At 55.7% G+C, this 18311-nt stretch carries 15 protein-coding genes and 1 pseudogene; 8 read left to right on the top strand and 8 right to left on the bottom strand.

Features of this window, described 5'->3' with window-relative positions:
- Positions 1-240 precede the first annotated feature (240 nt).
- A complete protein-coding gene (locus WMO36_RS02010) occupies positions 241-939 on the bottom strand; it encodes a hypothetical protein (RefSeq protein ID WP_349076623.1) in 699 nt (232 codons plus the stop codon).
- A 250-nt stretch (positions 940-1189) separates the two neighbouring features.
- Here WMO36_RS02010 and WMO36_RS02005 point away from each other — a divergent pair, with 250 nt between their 5' ends.
- Both WMO36_RS02005 and WMO36_RS02000 read left to right on the top strand, forming a co-directional pair.
- Positions 1190-2074 (top strand): SDR family NAD(P)-dependent oxidoreductase, encoded by an 885-nt coding sequence (locus tag WMO36_RS02005; RefSeq protein ID WP_236824492.1) that lies wholly within the window; start codon positions 1190-1192, stop codon positions 2072-2074.
- A gap of 147 nt (positions 2075-2221) precedes the next feature.
- A pseudogene (locus WMO36_RS02000) lies at positions 2222-2525 on the top strand (redoxin domain-containing protein); the annotation flags it as partial.
- 114 nt (positions 2526-2639) lie between these two features.
- On the opposite strand, the gene WMO36_RS01995 reads toward WMO36_RS02000, so the two are convergent.
- Positions 2640-5078: a hypothetical protein gene (locus WMO36_RS01995; protein WP_349076620.1), complete on the bottom strand. Its 2439-nt coding sequence runs from the start codon at positions 5076-5078 to the stop codon at positions 2640-2642.
- 268 nt (positions 5079-5346) lie between these two features.
- Positions 5347-5610 carry a hypothetical protein gene (locus tag WMO36_RS01990; protein ID WP_349076618.1) on the bottom strand — a complete coding sequence of 88 codons (264 nt, stop codon included), beginning with the start codon at positions 5608-5610 and terminating at the stop codon, positions 5347-5349.
- A gap of 1438 nt (positions 5611-7048) precedes the next feature.
- Here WMO36_RS01990 and bcp point away from each other — a divergent pair.
- A complete protein-coding gene (gene bcp, locus WMO36_RS01985; RefSeq protein WP_099571902.1) occupies positions 7049-7582 on the top strand; it encodes a thioredoxin-dependent thiol peroxidase in 534 nt (177 codons plus the stop codon).
- A gap of 39 nt (positions 7583-7621) precedes the next feature.
- On the opposite strand, the gene WMO36_RS01980 is transcribed toward bcp, so the two are convergent.
- Positions 7622-8056, bottom strand: a complete 435-nt coding sequence (locus WMO36_RS01980) for a hypothetical protein (RefSeq protein WP_349076616.1) — start codon at positions 8054-8056, stop codon at positions 7622-7624.
- Here WMO36_RS01980 and WMO36_RS01975 point away from each other — a divergent pair.
- Positions 8055-8612, top strand: coding sequence for a pyridoxamine 5'-phosphate oxidase family protein (locus WMO36_RS01975; protein ID WP_278746450.1), 558 nt, complete (start codon positions 8055-8057; stop codon positions 8610-8612). The two genes, WMO36_RS01980 and WMO36_RS01975, sit on opposite strands and share 2 nt — an antisense overlap.
- A gap of 150 nt (positions 8613-8762) precedes the next feature.
- Here the strand turns inward: WMO36_RS01975 and WMO36_RS01970 are convergent, their stop codons facing one another.
- Positions 8763-10673, bottom strand: coding sequence for a histidine-type phosphatase (locus WMO36_RS01970; protein WP_435374424.1), 1911 nt, complete (start codon positions 10671-10673; stop codon positions 8763-8765).
- A gap of 350 nt (positions 10674-11023) precedes the next feature.
- Here WMO36_RS01970 and WMO36_RS01965 point away from each other — a divergent pair, with 350 nt between their 5' ends.
- From WMO36_RS01965 to WMO36_RS01955, 3 genes are read left to right on the top strand one after another with little or no spacing between them, the layout of a single operon-like run.
- Complete coding sequence (locus tag WMO36_RS01965; protein WP_039198517.1) at positions 11024-11401, top strand: GntR family transcriptional regulator; 378 nt, start codon at positions 11024-11026, stop codon at positions 11399-11401.
- On the top strand, positions 11398-12330 hold the full coding sequence (locus tag WMO36_RS01960; protein ID WP_065434634.1) for an ABC transporter ATP-binding protein: 933 nt from the start codon (positions 11398-11400) through the stop codon (positions 12328-12330). The genes WMO36_RS01965 and WMO36_RS01960 overlap by 4 nt, the downstream gene beginning before the upstream one ends.
- Positions 12327-13043 (top strand): ABC-2 transporter permease, encoded by a 717-nt coding sequence (locus tag WMO36_RS01955; RefSeq protein ID WP_349076614.1) that lies wholly within the window; start codon positions 12327-12329, stop codon positions 13041-13043. The genes WMO36_RS01960 and WMO36_RS01955 overlap by 4 nt, the downstream gene beginning before the upstream one ends.
- Before the next feature lie 95 nt (positions 13044-13138).
- Here WMO36_RS01955 and WMO36_RS01950 read toward each other — a convergent pair whose 3' ends face one another.
- From WMO36_RS01950 to WMO36_RS01940, 3 genes are all read right to left on the bottom strand, one after another.
- A complete protein-coding gene (locus tag WMO36_RS01950; protein ID WP_039198523.1) occupies positions 13139-13798 on the bottom strand; it encodes an HAD family hydrolase in 660 nt (219 codons plus the stop codon).
- A gap of 97 nt (positions 13799-13895) precedes the next feature.
- Positions 13896-15602: a DNA repair protein RecN gene (gene recN / locus WMO36_RS01945; protein WP_349076612.1), complete on the bottom strand. Its 1707-nt coding sequence runs from the start codon at positions 15600-15602 to the stop codon at positions 13896-13898.
- Between the two features lie 8 nt (positions 15603-15610).
- Positions 15611-16549: an NAD kinase gene (locus tag WMO36_RS01940; protein ID WP_039198526.1), complete on the bottom strand. Its 939-nt coding sequence runs from the start codon at positions 16547-16549 to the stop codon at positions 15611-15613.
- A gap of 268 nt (positions 16550-16817) precedes the next feature.
- Here WMO36_RS01940 and WMO36_RS01935 point away from each other — a divergent pair, with 268 nt between their 5' ends.
- The gene (locus WMO36_RS01935; RefSeq protein WP_144170959.1) at positions 16818-18281 is read left to right on the top strand and encodes a potassium transporter TrkG; all 1464 of its coding nucleotides are present in this window, start codon (positions 16818-16820) and stop codon (positions 18279-18281) included.
- Positions 18282-18311 lie beyond the last annotated feature (30 nt).

Raw genomic sequence — 18311 nt, 5'->3', positions numbered from 1 at the left:
TGAACGGCCGGCGACCGCAATGTGCATGAATTGCACATCTCAATGCACATTCGGTTCATGTCACGTTCGGAAGGAGAAACCACGGCAACATAGTCGGACCGTTACTCGCCCCATAGAAGCCGTTCGCGCTACTGATACTCCTCATCGAACAACGGCTGGGCCTTCGTGTCGATGAGCTTGGCGAATTCCAGATCCTCATCTCGTTCCGCTCGACTATCCTCCCATGGTAATTCATTTAGGCTAGAAACCGTGGTGGATGTCGTATATCCTGCAGGTTGGTTCCATGTCGAACGTGACCGTGTCGAACTGTTCGGGATGGTGCACGAACGTATCGATCAGCTTCCATTGACGACGGCTGATGCCGATACGATAGTCCGGGCGAACCATAAGCACCGGCGCTTTCGGCTGGAGTTCCTCCAAGAGCTGCGCGCGCTGTTCGAAGCATTCATCATCGTCGATCCATACGATCGGCGCGGGTTCATTCTCTTCGCATTCGATGCGTACGCGTCGTTGGATGGTCTGCCATTTGCCCGTCTCACGTCCCCATTTGGTGACGGGATCATACCAGGTGACGACATCGACCAGCATGGGATCCCAGCCGAGCATCAGGTCGAGGATCTGATTGCAGTACGGCTGCCAGGTGGACAGCCACCACAATTCCACGATACCGTCGACCGCCAACGCATACATCGCGTCGGACAGTTCGCTGGACCAATGAATACGCCATGATCCTACGGGCGTGTGGGCTTTTTCGTTGCCGTCCAAGTGGAACGCTTTTTCCGGATCATACATTTTCACGTAGGGACTGTCGGGCTTCGCCCAGGCCATGACCTTGTTCACGCCGCCCCTGCGCAGAAGCTTGTCATTCGGGAATGCGTTGAGCACCCCATCGAAATCCGTGAACACCACGGGTTTGGAAAACATTTTCAAATCCGCCATCACCACCCCCCTTTTGATCGCCAACCATCTTCTGGTCTTGACTCTACGGCTTCCTCACTACGTTTTACCTGACAAATACTGACAGCATCGCCATCGTTTTATTTGCTACACTCGGATTGGTTCGGCACGGACGCCGAACGACCGCAGGCACGAGCATAGGCAACCGCAAACGCGGTTCATATGATGTGTTGGAAACATGGTGCTGCGAACGCATCTAAAAAGCGGTCATCATAACGCAAAGGAGCGAAACATGGCAGATGAATCATCGCAGATTCCAGAGAAAACCGTCGAACAAATCTTCGACGAACGTTATCCCCTCGACAAATGGAAGGATTCAAACTACTCGATACTCGATAAATTCTCAATGCGCGGCCGCAAAGGCTTCGTCACCGGAGCCGCAGGCGGTCTAGGACGCAACGCCGCAGCCGCACTCGCCCAAGCCGGAGCAGACGTCGCACTAGTCGACCTGCCCAGCCAAGAAGACAAGCTCACCGAACTGGTGGAAGACATGCGCGAAGGTTTCGGCACCAACGTCATTGCGCTCACCTGCGACGTCACCGATACGGTACAAGTCGCGGAACTCAAAACGCAATTGGTGGAACAGCTGGGCACCGTCGACTTCGCATTCCTCAACGCCGGAGTCAACGTACCGGGAGATGACCAAGACGCCACCGAAGAAGTATGGACGCGCACCATCAACATCAACCTCAACGGCACCTACCGTACCGGCCGCATCGCGCATGAAATCATGCGCGAACACGGTCATGGCGGCTCACTGATCTTCACAGCCTCCCTGTCCGGACACAACGCGAACTACATGATGGGAAGTCCGACGCCGGTGAACGCGTATGGCGCCACCAAAGCGGCCATCATGGAACACTCACGTTACCTTGCCGCAGCGCTCGCCAAAGATGGCATCCGTTCCAACACCATCTCCCCCGGATACGTGTGGTCTGGAATTTTCAATGGCCGTATCGACATGCCTGGCCACGACGCCATGCTCGAAGTCGTGCCAATGCACCGTTTCGGCACGAATGACGAGATTGCCAGCACGGTCCTCTTCCTCGCCAGCGACGCCTCCTCGTACGTTACTGGCACTGATATTCGCGTAGATGGCGGCTACAGCGTCTTCTAACCTCTAACAACCATCTAGCACGTTGAGGCCGACCGTGGCTCACAGTCCTCCGACCGACCTCAACAGACGCCTATTCGTGCTTTATATCGGCACGAAGTCCGAAGAACCGTAAGGAGCAATCACGTCGGCATCAATTCGCCAGTAGCCCGACAGCATTTGACGTTTCCGTTGTTGTCGGACGCCGATCTGACTGTGCATCGTTTGTATGGTGCGTATGGTGAGAAGAAATTGTACGGCAAGGTCTATGAGGGTGTAATTCGTTCGACTTTCGTGATCGATGGTGATGGAGTGATTCGTGTGGCCCGGTACAACGTGCGCGAAAGGCCATGTTGATTCTTTGCTGCGTGCGCTCGATAAGCCTGATGGTTCCGTTTTTCTAGCTTGGAATGCGATGCGGTCTTTTGAATCAGTTTTTCCATATGAAAGGTGCAAGCTAATTTACGCGCATTAATTAGGCGTCTCGCAGGAGAAGTCCTTGCAGAGGAAAGAGCGCGACGACCCCAGCCACCAACAAGCGAATCGCCTTCTTCCGGCACGTCGGCTTGCTCCATTATTCCGCCATCACTCACTGGCTTTCGATTTGCGGAGCTACCCTCCATGTGGAACTCTTTTCACTCTCCCTATCAATACCCGCGATCTTTTTGAGTTGTTTCTCGCAGGCCTTCATGTATTTCACACTGTTCTTCATGTTCTTCATGCTGCCTTCAATCCCTTTCACAGCCTCATTACGGTACCGCTTGGCTTGACGTCCTGAACCGAGGGAAATCCCGCCTTCTTTCTTCACGAGACTCTCAAGCTGCGACATGAACCCAAGTTGCGCTTCAGCCATCCATATCTGTTGACGTATGTACTGGCATATCTCGGTAACTCTCTGTTTCCCCTGCTCATCATTGAGCAGCACGTTCCGGCAGAACACCGTCAATTTCGCGCACGTGTTGAGTACGTATGCGTCCTGATTCGACACTATCCACGTGCCTAATGTGGTGGCGCTTCCACCGGCGGCAGCACCCACCAGTGCGCCGCCACCGGCAATGATGGCCGTACCTCCTGCCACGCCGAGGCCTCCAGCCGCAAGGGATCCGCCCCCAACCGCGGCCAGACTCGCACTCGTCAACGCGGCTCCGGACAAGCCTGCCACTGTCGATCCCGCCAATACCGGAGCGATGGTCGGAGCCAACACAAATGCGGCTCCCCCTGTCGCTGTGATTAGGCACACACTGCCGACAGCACCCACCAGTATTGTCTCATTCACGCCTTTCAGCCGTTTCTCCTGCCCGGCTATCGCCTTCGCGTATTTTCTGCAACTTCCTTTTTCGAATCCCGGTAATCTATCGCATACCTCATCCAACGTCTCTGAATCAAACTTCAGTTTCTTGCCAGTCTTATTTCCGGAACCCTCAGACATAAACTGATACGGCACGAACTGCGAAGCTTCCAACGCCACCAGCTCCTGCCATCCCACTGCCGAATATGTCTGGATTCTCTGCGCCTCTTCCCTGAGCTCTTCAAAGGAAAATAGCGTGAATTCGGCACTGACATCTCTCTCCCAATCTTGGAGCCATTGCTCTTTGCCTGCCCGCAAAGACTTTTTCTTCGTCTGCTCTATATCGGCAAGAAGCGCCTGATACTCGATGGAGACCAACATGTTCGTCTTCGCCAAATCCATTTCGAAGAATCGCATAACCGAGGAATCATCACCATACCCATTGCCTCGATTCTCAAACCCGGAATATGGGATCGATTGCGCCGTTTTGCGCGCGTCGGAACTCACCTGATAATCCGTACGCACAGCAAATGCAAACCGAGCGATCCCGACAAAGTTCACGTGCAGAAAGAGATCCTTAACCGCCAACGCTCCTATCTTCGATTTACCTCCCACGAGCGCGCGGATAACCCCGTCAGCAACGTCAAACAGCGAAAACACTCCCGTCGCAATGGTGACCATCCTTGCAGCGACTGCAGACCCATTCGGAAGCAGCGTATCAATCCCAAGCCGCATCAGCGACTCACGGTCCAACATCCCCTTCGAACACATTTCATACAGTTTTTGCGCCGTATAGCATACGCATACCAAACATTCGTTGATTATCACAGGCACGGACTGCCTTGCCAGCTCACGTCCCACACCCAGTTCCGCCCTGAGATCGAAGCGCCGATAAATCCGTTCGCCACCTTCACCAACATCCTTCAGCAGTGTTCCATTAAACAATTTCGACAGCATCTTACGGAACGACCTCTCATCCGCCATCGCGTCTTTGAATAACGGCAATGCCGACAACTCCTTCACCAAGGACAACACCGGCCCAGGAGTACCAGTCCCCTTCCCTACTGACCCGCTCGACCCCGCCATATCGCTCACCATATGGAAGAACCACCCCACCACGCCAAGCATGAGCTTCTCTTCCAGATTCCCACCAATCAGCTCATCCCGTTCCACAGGCACGGCCAGGAATTCCCCATGCCGGTCCGTCCCATACACCTTCCCCGTGAACTGCGTCAGGATGGAGAAAGCAAGACCTCCCAAGCTCATGTGATGCGAAAAATCCCGCAAATGATGCTGGTATCCGCCGCCGAACTCCTGAGTGACCTTGTCACCGACGAACGGATGCATCTTCTCGAGGAACCTAATCGCCGATTTCAGATCGTCACCCTTGTATTCCGAATCCATCCTCGCTACAGCAATCACGAACGCATCAATCTGACCGCTTCCCCATTCTCTTGCACGATCAAGGTCAAATCGTCCGACCCACAACGAGTCGATGGCACCCGCGATTACTCCACACCACGACGCCAGCCGATAATAGTTGGCCTGTTTTCCGTTAGATGCTTCCTCGCATTCGACATTGATGACGGTTACCTCGTCATCGACTCGTGTTGCGTTCCCTTTTTCTTCTCCACCCGCACATTCGATAAGTTGACCCGGTGCCAAGGCCTCCAGAGTGCAGTCGATTCGGACCTCTTCGTTGAGCTTTCCCTCCCACTCCGACAGCTCCATAGCGCTCATGAGACCCTCCTCGCCTTTAAGGAATCACCTTTGTCTTTCAAGTTTATTCTCAAAAACAGACAATGAACGGAGCGCAGTTCAGAACATGTTTAGACGCCATGTTTTCGTTTCCCTTCATTAGCCCCATTCGCGATATTCCGGGGGGACGCCAATCCAAAAAACCTTCAAACCATAATCGGCATCCAACAGGCGCACGCCATATAAGAGTCGGACACGACGATCGACACGTCGTGTCCGACTCTTGCTTCGTGTGCTTCTGTTGATTAGTTCAGTGGGTCGGACTGTTTTGCATAACGCGGAGGGTGTTCCATCCCGCGTCCGTGACGCGCAGGACCGACTCGTAGGCCTTGTACTTGCGGTCGTAGATGGCGGTCTGGTCGATTCTGGGTTCGAATCTTTTGCCCGGCTTCGACATGTGGTCGAGCGCTTCTTGGAAATCCTTGTACAAGCCGGTTCCCACGGCGGAGCACATCGCGTCGCCAAGGCCGCCGAGCTCGTTTACTGCGACGTTTTCGACAGGGATGCCCAGCACGTCGGCAAAGACAAAACATCATCACCTCGATGTGCATTGTCCTCATCTCGCTTATGCATGGCAGATTCACGGACTTGTCCGGAGGCTTCTCGCTTATATATGGCAGGCCAGTCTGCCGAAACAGTAGGTAGGGGGTATGAAAAGCTTCATTTTTGAGGAACAGGCTGCCATATATAAGCGAAATACCTCCCGTCGCATCCCGAAATCTGCCATATATAGGCGAGATACAGCCTGCTTTCCTTAATTCATGGCCGACGAGGAATCCCAAAGAGAATGATCGAGACATCGTTCACGTCCGGAATATCATCCCGCTCTTATCCTGCAGCGATGACCGCCACTACGCCACCAAAGCCTACGACTACAGACCAAGCAAACGGTTTCCGGAATCACTCCCATCTTGCTGATACGACGCTTCTCACACGCGTACCCCGCCTGTGGATGCTCTCGGAAAGAACACTCTCATTCACAAGAGATGCAGGAATGTAATCACCCGTCCGCTCATCTTTCTTGTTCACCTGTTCCGACAAGCCCAACGCCCACCGCTCATCACCAGCAAATAAAATCAAGCCACTTTTCGCAGATTCCACCACATAGGCAGCACTCGCCACATGGTTGAAGGCCTCACCTGCTATATCCAGTTTTGATTTTGTATGACTCCGCCGCTTTTCGTATGACGTGTTCCTGTCGCTATGTCTATGGGTGTAGTCCACGCGCTTCGCCGTAAAATTCCTTCGTATGATGTCGTCATAGAAATCCGATTGCCGGGCACGACGTCCCTTATGGAAGTCCATGTAGTATTCAAACCCACATAGATGGGCAAAACGCCTTTAGTAAACCTGATGGCAACTTCGCTACCGTCATCACATTGAAGAATCAACCGTCCCGAGGAAAACAACCGGGCATATGCGGGACGGATTTCGTCCCTTACTTTCCGAAGCCACTCCGCCTTCTCTTTGCTGTGGTCAGCCATCATTGCCCTCCGAATAAAAAGAAGGGAACAGATCTTTTCGGATCTGTTCCCTTGACGGGTCTGACGCCCACTGCTTGGGCGGTTCGCCACGCTCTCGCGGGACGTTTCGCTCACCCTTCCGCTTTCCAACGGTTTCGCACGGGTGGTATGCTACGCCTCCCTTACGGTTTCCACGTCTCCGACGTGGCGGAGGTATCCGGCAGTGACCTCTCGCAAGCCTTCCGCCGCCCCGACCGACGGCAAGCCGGTTTGGGGAATGGCACAAAACTTGTCATCCCAATAATAGCCCATGCACAAACAAAACCGTTCCGCTCACATCGAAATATTCGATACCGCGCTTGCTTTGGAACGAGAAAAATAGATCGTCGCGCAACGAGTCAAGCAAGCCGCGCGCACGTAAGGCGGGTATGATGACACCTATTCGCGCTTTGTATCGGCACGAAGTCCGAAGAACGGTAAGGAGCAATCATGTCCGACATCAATTCGCCAGCAACCCCAGCAGCGCAGGACTCCCGTACATCTGCACGACTCGAAGCGGGGCAGACGGCCCCGGACTTCACACTTCCCAGCGACAACGGCGATAGCATCGCGCTCTCCGCATTGCGCGGCCAGAATATCATCCTATACTTCTACCCTGCCGCGATGACTCCTGGCTGCACTACTGAGGCCTGCGACTTCCGCGACAACCTCGCACGCCTGCGCTCCCGCGGATTCACTGTGCTCGGCATATCAAAGGATCCGCTGGACAAGCTCGTCCGGTTCCGCGAGCGCGATCATTTGACGTTTCCTTTGTTGTCGGATGCTGATTTGACTGTGCATCGTTTGTATGGTGCGTATGGTGAGAAGAAATTGTACGGCAAGGTCTATGAGGGTGTAATTCGTTCGACTTTCGTGATCGATGGTGATGGAGTGATTCGTATCGCTCGGTACAACGTGCGCGCGAAGGGTCATGTTGATTCTTTGCTGCGGGCGCTCGACAAGCTTGATGGTTCCGTTTTCTAGTTTGGAATGCGATGCCGCTTTGTTTATAGATCAGCTTTTTCATGCGAATGACGCAAGCAGCGTCAGTAGCGGGTAGATGCCGAATTCCTGATAGCGGTCGTGCAGTGTGCCGATGTCTTCGAATATGGTCTCTTCGACAAGCCTTTCGAAGGTCTCGTAACGGCGCGGGGCACGGCCTCGTAAGAGAAGAGGAGAAGCGCGATGAGACTCAGACTTCCAACAATAAATCATCGTCTTCCGACATGTCAGTCCACGGCTCGCGTGTGCGGTTTGCTTGATCGTGTTGGCGATGCGTTGGCTGAGGAGCGTGAACGTTTGGAGTTGAAGGCGATTGAAATGCTGAAGGGCCGAAGCGTCTTGCGCAGCCGGAGCCGGTGGATCATGCTTGGTGAGATGATGGTTCCGGCGTGTACAGCATCGGCCGAGGGAGCCGGTAGGCTGGGTGTGTAAATCCAGCAGAGAGGAACGTGCCATGGTGACGCGTCGTAATGATGAGCGGACGGTTGCGGGAAGGCATCGCATGATGAGGCGTGCCGACCGTGAGGTAACCGAACCACAGCAGATTGATGCGATTATCGCAACGTGCAAGATCGTGAATATTGCATACACCGATGCGGAGGGCATCACCATCGTGCCGTTGAATTTTGGATACGTATTCGACACGGAATCCAATCATCTCACCTTGTATTTCCATGGTTCTGCGACCGGGCGCAAGATGGACGCGGTCAAGGCCGCGGGCAACGCGCTTCCTGTAGCATTCGAAATGGCGACTGACTGCGAGGTGATCGAGGGGCGCACGCTGTGCAATTGGGGCGAGGCGTTCAAGTCGATCGTCGGCAATGGTACCGCGTCCATCATCGACGATCTTGACGAGGCGCGCCAGGGGCTCGCACTGCTGATGAGACAGCAGGCCGGTATGGAGCATGTGGAGTTCACCGACCAGCAGGTATGCGCCGTCACCGTATGGAAGGTGGAAGCGGACTACTTCACCGCCAAAGTGCGCGAAAAGCCCCAGCTGCATACGCACTGACCTCATACCTCACCTGACGCAATGATGCGCTGCTTCCAAGCCCGAGGATGGGAATTGGGAACAGCGCATCAGATGTAAAACGCTAGACCGAAGTCCGGCTGCGGCCAAGTTGCAAGTCAGGCCGTAACCCGGTCGAGATAAGGTTTTAAATCAAGCCTTCCGGCGGGAACGCCGCGCGTAGCTTCCTCCAAGTATCGCGGAGGACACCATCACGACGGTCGCCACGATGGCGGGCGTCACGTTCGAACCGGTTTTGGCGAGCTTGACTGCATCGCCGCCGTTCGCGGACGATTTCACCGGATGCTCCCGCTGGCCGTTCGCATGATTCGCACCCGGAGCCTTCTGCGAATCATCTGGTGTCGATTCATGGCCTGGCGTTTCAGGCTGACCTTCCTCATCCGTCAGTCGGGCATCAACCGTGGTTCCCTTACCATTCAGACAGCTTTTCAGCTCGCTTTCCTTATACCAGGTCGAACCATCCGCAATTGGCGTGCAGGAATCGTTGAATCCGATTTCCGTCTCGTTGTACAGCATTCTGACCAACGGCTGATACGGCTGCCCCGAAGCGTCCGTACCATCACGCACAACCACATCCCACTGCACATTCGCAGCCATCGGCGTCACACTTTCGCCACGCCACGGATTGTTCTCATACGTGTACAGTTCACTCGCCTGCTGCTGCGATCCAGGCAGCTTCAGCAATGCCGCAAACGGAATAATGGTTTCGGCATGTGCGAATCGGAACGTCGCGGCGGTGCCGGCCCGCTCCCTCGTGTCGATCGCATTGAAGAAATCGTCGAGCAACGGCTGGGCGATGCGGTAGGTCTCATCCTGACCTGCGCGCCCCGGTCCCTTCTCGTAGAAGTCCTCGGCATCAAGCGACCAAGCAAACGTCTTCGCATCCTGGGCGTGCTGACCTTGGAAGTACTGGTCGAAATTGAACGTGTGGGATCCGGTGTTCTCCTGTTCCATATCGGCCGCGATGATGTACAGATTGTACAAATCCATTGCCGCGTCCTGTTCCGACGCGATCTTCTTCTTGGCGTCACCGCACGCGTTCGCATCCTTGGCAGGGTCGGCGCCGGCAGCGCAATTGGCCGCGCCCTTCTTCGTGCCGTCAGCCGTGTTGTACCAGATGCGCTGGCCTTCCTCCTTGCCGATGGACGCGAGGAAATCGTCAGTGAAGATTTGAGAGAGCAGATCATGCGAAGCGGTGGTCATGGATGGATCGTTCGTCACGTTTTCCTCAGCTTTGGCGATGCCCTCATCATTCGCGACGAACTGCTGGTAACGTTCCGCGCGCTCCTTGGCCTCGCCCGTTTTCTGCGTACCATCCGGATTATCGGTCTTATGGAAATACAACGTGGTGGTGTTCTTGTCGAAATCCTTGCCGGAATTGTTATCCGCAGGATTATTCGGTGCTACAACCGCATTCGCCAGCAAACCGTTGGAAGCCTGATCGAATCCTAGTTTGAAATTCTCTCCGGATTCGGTCGCACGAGGCTCACCCGAGCTCTGGTATGAGACGCGCAGTCCCTGATTTGCGGCATTGGCGAACAGATCAGCATCACGCTGGTATATTCTCTCACCAATGCCCTGATGCTGTATGGCGCCCTGACCAGAGAGCATGCCATACCCGTTGCCTACGTTGGCCGCGGTAATGGCATTGACATTGTTGATGAATTCCTTGCCAACCTCTGGGCTAACGAATCCAGCATAATTGTTTTCCGCAGCGGACTGAGCCATCAGCGCCAGCAAAGCGTCATACTTGTAGCGCGACAGGCCACGCGAGCCATGCCTTACCACAGACTCGGTGTATGCAAGATGGTATCTGTTCGGAATTGCTGAATATGATGTGCTCGCCGGTGCAACATACGGCTGCTTGCTGCTGTAATACCGGGCGGTTCCTTCCCCAGCCAAAGCCGCTGGCGTTGCGAGCATGGCCGCTGCCACTACAGCGCTTGTCAACGCGAGCATGCCACCGCCCACCGATTTGGTACCGCGTTTGCGCCAGGCTCCTGCCTGCCGCTGTCCCTTTGTTGCCGTATGGTTTTTCGCCATTATCCTCATTCTTCTACCTCTTCTGCTTTGCCACATTGAAGCTGTCAGACAAGCCAGCCCGGGCGACAAAATAGGCTTGGAAGGCGAACACGCAACGCCTTAAACGTGAACGATTAACAAACAATCCGCGAACGCAAATAAATGTCGCTTCCGTCAATCGCCGACCGCAAGAGACGTTCATGGAGCGGCGGATTCCCTTATATTCCGACAAAACCCGTACTGTTATGCGACACGCAATAACAGTACGGGTTTTCTGTGTTACTGTTATATATAACAGCTAAACAGTTTGCATCTAACTGTTCAGCTGGGAGATATATCACCTACGGAATATACAGAAAAAGAGGCACAGATTGAAGCTGATCATCTCATCCGTGTCCGGAGAACCGATTTACGAACAGATCAAGAGCCAAATCAGGTCCGTGATCATGTCGGGTGAGCTTACGGCAGGCGAGGCGCTTCCCTCACTGCGCAAGCTCGCCAAGGAACTGCGCGTCAGCGTGCTCACCGTGACCAGAGCGTATAACGAACTGGCCGACGAGGGGCTCGTGGAGAATGTGCAGGGCAAAGGCACATTCGTGATGGAACGAGGCAACGAACTCATGAAGGAACGTGCGCGTGAACGCATCATGGACAAGCTCCGTGAAGTTTCCATCGAGGCCAAAGCCGCCGACATCAACCTGCTTGATCTGCTTGGCATGTTCGAGAAAGCGTACAGGGAACAATCATGAACGATTCCTCACTCCCCCAAGGAACACGGCCAACCTTGGCCTTGAGCGTAACCGGATTGACGAAGCATTATGATTCCGGCTTCACATTGGATGACGTGACCTTCGACCTGCCGTCCGGCTACATCATGGGTCTGGTCGGTCCGAACGGAGCCGGCAAATCCACGTTGATCAAACTGATCCTCAATATGACCACGCGAGACGCGGGACGAATCGAAGTGCTCGGCCTTGACGCGATGGCCGATGAGGAGCGGGCCAAAGAGCAGCTGGGCGTAGTGCTCGACAGCAGCTATTTCATCGAATACATGACGGTCGACGCGGTGGAACGGACAAGCAGCCCAATGTACCCGCTGTGGGACCACAATCTGTTCGACGCATACCTCAGACGGTTCGGACTCGGACGGAACAAGAAGATCAAGGATCTGTCGCGCGGCATGCAGATGAAGCTCATGCTCGCCGTGGCGTTGAGCCACGATGCGAAACTGCTGATTCTCGACGAGCCGACCAGCGGTCTGGACGTACTGTCCCGCGACGAGCTCATGGACATCCTGTCCGATTATGTTGCGGATGGCGGACACAGCGTAATCTTCTCCACGCATATCACCGCCGATTTGGAGCGCTGCGCGGATTTCCTCGCGTATATAACGAACGGCATGCTGTATTACAGCGGGCCGAAAGACGAGTTCGAAGACGCGTTCCGTCTGGTCAAGGGCGGTCCGGATGAGCTTACTGATGGTCTGCGGCGGGCAATGGTCGGCATCCGCACATACGCAACCGGCTTCGACGCGTTGGTCCGCACGCAGGACATCCCACACATCGGCGGCACCGACGGTCTCCTGACACAGCATGCTTCGATTGAAGATGTGATCAGACTGACCAACGCCGCGGCACATACGGCAATCGGCAATACCAACGAAGGAGACGTACGATGAACACGACAGCGAACGCGGACGCCATGACCGCCATCCTTAGGCAGATTTCCTTGGACTGGAACCGTACCATCAGCTACGGGCGGTCGTACATAGCCATCTTCTTCGCGTACGTTCCAGGTTTCACATGCCTGATGGCGGCCACGGGGTCCACTCTCGCTAGCGTTGCGGGAGCCGCCATCGGCGGAGCGGCCTCCGGCTTCCTGATGCTTAATATCACCTTGTTCTCCTATGAACAGATGAACAACCATCATTGGATGAACGGCATTGTGCCCATCAGCCGCAACCACCAGATCCTCGGACGATTCGCATTCCTTATCGTCTGCGATCTGGTGGCAGGATTGGAAGTGGCCGTCAGCATCGCCTGCGCCGGCATCATCATGCACGAGCCAGTTAAAGTGACGGATGCGATCGGCTTCGCCGCGATGACCGTGCTAACCCTCGTGCTGCTCAACGCCATCGTGCAGCCGTTCCTGTACCGGTTCTCCCCTTATCGCGCCATGGCCGCCATTATTCTGAGCATCGGCGTGATCGGGGGCACAGTCATCGGACTGTGCAAGGCATTGCCGAAACTCGCAAAGACCGTCGAACAGCTGGCCGAGGCGATCAGCCGGCACCAAGCCATTGCGTTAGCGGCATTCTTGATCATCGACGTACTCGCCTTGGCGTTCTCCCGCAAGATATCGCTGCATATTTACGGCAGCAAGGACATCTGAACCGAGCCAGCCGGTAGACTCTTATGGAACGTATTTGGGGTCTTCCGAATCAACGGAAAGCCCCAAATGCATATATCCCCGTACGACGCCGGTTCCTACAATACGGCAGGCGCGTCGTGGAAGTCGAACATGACACCATCTGCCAGACCGCAAATCGCCGGCCAATCGGCATCGGACGAATCGTCGTGCATGGCCCATACCTTCATGCCAACCGACTTGGCGGAACGCATGCCGACCAGCAAATCCTCGAACACGGTGCACTCCCCCGGCTCTACTCCGAGACGAGATGCAGCCAACAGATACACGTCCGGCCGGTCTTTGCCGACATCGCCGGCATCATCGACGCTGACCACTTCATCGAAGTAGTCGAAAATACCAACATGCTTCATCGCCGGCTCTCTCATCATCGGCGGCAGCGATGTGGCAACGGCAAGTTTCGCTCCGCTCCCCTTCAATTGAGCGAGATATTCGCGCGCATATGGCTTGGCTTCGACCACTGTGGAATACATGACGCGAGCCATATGATCCCACTCGTCCATCAGCTCTTCGGGAGTGTCGGATAGATCAAAACGCGCGATCGTATATTCGGCGATCTGACGGAATTGCATGGCTGCAACTTTCGTCATGTAATCGTCCGGCACGTCAATGCCTCGTTTTGAAAGAAAATCGATGTCAACCTGATCCCATACGCCCATGGAATCAAGTAGCGTGCCGTCAAGATCGAAAATGGCGCCTTTGCCTTGGTTGCTTGCCATCGATATCCTGCCTTTCGATTCTTATTCAAAACTGCTCACGCAGTTTTTGATGGTCGATTCCTGTTTCACGGGGTCCTTTATTATTGTGCGTCCTACGTTAATCGAGAACCGATGATTTGAGCAGTTCTTCGGCATGTTCCAGCGAGGCTTCGCTTTCGCTGCCGGACAGCATGCGTGCGATCTCATGCACACGATCGCTGCCACGCACCTGTTTGATGGTGGTTTCGACCGACCCATCTTTCGTTTCGCCTTTCGCGACAACATATTGCTCGTCGGCCCAGGATGCGACCTGCGGCAGATGGGTGACGACTATGACCTGCGCGGATTGAGCGAGTTTCGCCAATCGCGCGCCAAGCTCCACCGCGGTTTTGCCACCGACACCCGCATCGACCTCATCGAAAATGAACGTCATGGGAGGCACGGAACCGCCCGCCACCACATGTTTTTCCGCCGCAACGAGTTCGAGTGCCAGCATGAGTCGGCTCAGCTCGCCACCAGACGCGCTTTTACCCATAGGCATTTGTGGTGAGCCGGGAAACGGTGTGAACAGAAAATCAATGTCGTCAGCACCGGAGGCGTCCAAATGTTCACGTTCCGATACGCGGATTTCCAGCTTTGATCCACTCATGGCCAGTGATTCAAGTTCCGCAGTGACTTTGGCGGCGAGCTCTTTCGCCGCGGCGGTACGTCTTTTGCTTACCGCACGTGCCGCTTTCAACGCTTCACCAAACAGTTTCTCGCGTTCCTCCTGCAATTGGCCGACTTTTTCCGGAGATGCATCCAAGTCTTCCAAGTCGAACACCGCTTGATCCCTCCACGCGATCACATCCGACAGTTCCGGCCCCCAACGACGAACCAATTCGTCAAGCTCATGGATACGTCCATTGATGGCGTCCAAGTCTTCCATGCCGAGATCATTGTCGACTTCGCCCGACAAGGTAAACACCACATCAGACAAATCAGTACTGATGGAATCAAGCCGATCGGCCAATTCCGAAAACACGCCGTCCACGTGAATGGCACGAAGCGCCTGCGACGCGCGATCAATCAGATCGGTGGCGCTGGATGATTCAACATCGTCAACAACCTGCGAAGCATCCAACGCACTCAACGCACGGTTCACCCCTTCGGCAATCTCGGCCGCGTTCTCAATGCGATCACGGCGAGCACGCAACTCGGCCATCTCCCCCGGCTGCGGATCGATGCGGTTGATTCGTTCGATGGACTCGCGCAGGTAGTCCGCCTGCTGACGCATGGACGACTCCTGGCTCGACAATCGCTCCAACCGATCATCCATGGCACGAAGCGCATTCCAAGCTTTGCCGTATGCGGCCAACGCCACGTCATCGCCGGCATAGCGATCCAAAAACTCACGTTGTCTTACGGAAGAAGCGATACGCAGCTGGTCTGCCTGACCATGAATCGTCACCAGCTCCGCTGCGATCGACCCCAGTACGGAACGAGGCACGCTACGCCCTGACAGCATGCTGCGGGAACGACCGGAGGCAGGCACCTTGCGAGACAGGAACAGTTCTCCGTCTTCAGGTTCGAAACCCGCCTCGTGCGCCGCGGCAACCGCCGCAGGCGATGAGGCGACCTCGAACACGCCCTGCGCCCACGCTTCGTTCGCTCCAACCGATACGCGGCCACCGTCGGAAGGGCCGCCGGAAATCAGCCGGATCGCACTGAGCAGCATCGATTTGCCGGCACCCGTCTCACCGGTGATCGCCGTCATACCGCCGGCAGGTGCGATCAATGCCGAACGGATCGGCCCAAGATTATGAATCTCAAGTTCTTCAAGCATCAGTGTTTTTACTCGTTCGCTTCTTTATCTTCCGGAGACACGTGGCCACGATGTACTTCCCCGGTTTTACGTGCCTGTTCGCGCCATCCGACAACAGGAAGATCGAATTTCGTGACCAAGCGATTCGTGAAGGGCACGCCGGAAAGACGGGCCAGACGCAAGGTGCTCTTCGATTCGCGCACTTCGACGCGCGTGCCTCGTGGCAATGCGCGTTGGCGGCGGCCATCGCAGCAGATCCAGCCGTCCGACGTGGAATCCTCGAGAATATCGATGGCGAACGTGGAACCGGAACCAATAATCAACGGACGGGCGAACAAGGCATGAGCCGCCAATGGCACCAACTGCAACGCCTTCACGTTCGGCCACATGATCGGCCCTCCTGCGGAAAACGCATACGCAGTGGAACCGGTCGGCGTCGATACAATCACGCCATCGCAGCCGAAGGAGCTCATTTCCACATCATCCACGCGAATCGACAATTCGACCATTTTGCCACGGTCGGCACGCTCCAGCGTGATGTCATTCAACGCCCAATCGCCAATCGGCTCATTCGCCCCCGGCAGCCACACGTCAACATGCGCGATCATGCGTTCATCGATGGAATAATCATGCTCGGCAACCCTGCGGATCGCCTCACTCATCTGGAAGCTTTCAAATTCCGCCAAAAAACCGACATGTCCCAAGTTCACGCCAAGAATCGGCACGCTGGTGCAGTGCACCAGTTCGGCCGCTCGAAGAATGGTGCCATCCCCGCCGAGCACCACCACGATTTCGGTTCGTTCGGGAACCACCGGCGACTGCCTGCCGAAGTCCGGCGCCTCGATATTGTCGATGATCGACACTTCGAAACCGGCCTGGGTCAGCTGCTCGACCGCCTCCTCAACCACCGTTCCGCTCTCTCTCAGGCGACTATGTGTCACCACCACCGCATGACGGGTACCGAACATCGTCAATCCCTTTCCAGCAAAGGAAACGTCCTATGAAAAACGCCTATGAAGACGCCACCGACCTCCAGTGTAATCGAACAAATGAACGAAAACCGGCAATGCGCGTCGGAAACATGCCAGAACCCGCGGAAATACCCCAAATCCGCCTCCAATGCAAGCCACGAATCAGGAATGTCAGCCGTCAAATAGCCTGTTAGTCGCACATATGCCTACAATAGCTCACAGGAAAGAAGACCAACACATCATAAGAAAAGGAGAGAGGAACGGCATGTCAAACCTCGTCTTTGACGAGTCCTCCTCCAATCGTGAGGCCTCGCATGGCTACGCATGGTGGTTCTCGGGAGATACTTTCGAGAAGGCCATGGCGGAAGACCGCAAGCCGCGCAAACGCGGCCTCATGCACCGACTCGTCAACCATCCGGGCTGCCTGACCATCTTCTACTTCCTGACGCTCGCGACGTTGTCCACTACGTTGCTGATGACACCCATCGCCACACCGAAAGACGAAACCACCACGTTCACTACCGCGTTCTTCACCGCGGTATCCGCCATTTCCACATGCGGCATCTCCATCGTCAACTCCACCACGCATTGGACCACCTTCGGCCAAGGCGTGCTCATCTTCGCCGTGCAGATGGGCGGCCTTGGCGTCATGACGTTCGCCTCCTTGATCGCATTGGCCGTGAACCACCATCTCAAGGCCACGCAACGCATGCTGACCGCCAACGAACTCGGCACCACGAAGCTCGGTGAAATCAAAGGCGTGCTCACCGTGGTCATCACCACCGCGTTCGTCATCGAAGGCATCACATTCGTCGCATTGTTCCCCGGCCTCTACAAAGTCAACCACGGCAATGTGCGCCACACATTGTGGGAATCGCTGTTCTTCGCGGTCATGGCGTACAACAATGCCGGCTTCACCCCCGACGGAGCCGGGCTGCATGTCAACAACTGGGCGGTCGGCCTGCCGATCCTGGCCAGTGCTTTCTGCGGAACCCTCGGCTTCCCGGTGTTGTTGAACCTGATGCGCTCCTGGCGCATGCGCCGTCCTCCGAAGCGCTGGAGCCTGCACACCAAGCTCACACTGACCACCACGTTCTGCATTGTGATCGCCTCGTTCACGTGGTTCCTGCTGATGGAATGGAACAACAAGCTGCTGTTCGCCGGAGACGGCATCGAGCCGCGCCTCTGGCACGCCATGGTCGCGGCCGTCATGCCACGAAGCTCCGGATTTGACCTGTCGTGGATGCCAGGCGTCAGCGACGCAACCAAAGTGTTCCTGTCCATCGTCATGTTCATCGGCGGTGGCAGCACCTCGACCGCAGGTGGCATCCGCGTCACCACGTTCGCGGTGATTCTGCTGACTTGTCGTGCCGCATTCACCGGACGCCACGACATCAACGCGTTCCACCGCCGCATACACACGCAGGCGGTTATGACCGCCGTGGCCGTAAGTACGGCATGCCTCATGCTGGTCACCGTGGTGTCGATGGCGCTGATGATCATCACCGACTGCTCGCTGTGCGACGCACTGTTCGATACCTGCTCCGCGTTCGGCCTAGGCGGCTACTCGGTGGGCGTGGCCAGTGAAAGCAGTCCCACGGTGCTATACATTCTCGCCGCCACCATGTTCATCGGGCGTCTCGGACCGCTCACCATCGCCTACGCGATTTCGCGTCCACACAATCTCGAGGCCGTCCGCTACCCCACCGAGCAGATCGTGGTCGGCTGACGATACGGCTTCATATACTTGCAGTTGCCT

It is taken from the genome of Bifidobacterium hominis (assembly GCF_040095915.1).
GTDB lineage: Bacteria > Actinomycetota > Actinomycetes > Actinomycetales > Bifidobacteriaceae > Bifidobacterium > Bifidobacterium hominis.
Note: the sequence above shows the minus strand (reverse complement) of the source record. Positions and strands in the feature narration are given on the sequence as shown.

Coding starts and splice junctions, on each gene's coding strand:
- WMO36_RS02010 (WP_349076623.1), bottom strand. CDS start 939: ATGGCGGATTTGAAAATGTTTTCCAAACCCGTGGTGTTCACGGATTTC.
- WMO36_RS01935 (WP_144170959.1), top strand. CDS start 16,818: ATGTCAAACCTCGTCTTTGACGAGTCCTCCTCCAATCGTGAGGCCTCG.
- WMO36_RS01970 (WP_435374424.1), bottom strand. CDS start 10,673: ATGGCGAAAAACCATACGGCAACAAAGGGACAGCGGCAGGCAGGAGCC.
- bcp (WP_099571902.1), top strand. CDS start 7,049: ATGTCCGACATCAATTCGCCAGCAACCCCAGCAGCGCAGGACTCCCGT.
- WMO36_RS01980 (WP_349076616.1), bottom strand. CDS start 8,056: ATGGCACGTTCCTCTCTGCTGGATTTACACACCCAGCCTACCGGCTCC.
- WMO36_RS01950 (WP_039198523.1), bottom strand. CDS start 13,798: ATGGCAAGCAACCAAGGCAAAGGCGCCATTTTCGATCTTGACGGCACG.
- WMO36_RS01975 (WP_278746450.1), top strand. CDS start 8,055: ATGGTGACGCGTCGTAATGATGAGCGGACGGTTGCGGGAAGGCATCGC.
- WMO36_RS02005 (WP_236824492.1), top strand. CDS start 1,190: ATGGCAGATGAATCATCGCAGATTCCAGAGAAAACCGTCGAACAAATC.
- WMO36_RS01940 (WP_039198526.1), bottom strand. CDS start 16,549: ATGTTCGGTACCCGTCATGCGGTGGTGGTGACACATAGTCGCCTGAGA.
- WMO36_RS01995 (WP_349076620.1), bottom strand. CDS start 5,078: ATGAGCGCTATGGAGCTGTCGGAGTGGGAGGGAAAGCTCAACGAAGAG.
- recN (WP_349076612.1), bottom strand. CDS start 15,602: ATGCTTGAAGAACTTGAGATTCATAATCTTGGGCCGATCCGTTCGGCA.
- WMO36_RS01955 (WP_349076614.1), top strand. CDS start 12,327: ATGAACACGACAGCGAACGCGGACGCCATGACCGCCATCCTTAGGCAG.
- WMO36_RS01960 (WP_065434634.1), top strand. CDS start 11,398: ATGAACGATTCCTCACTCCCCCAAGGAACACGGCCAACCTTGGCCTTG.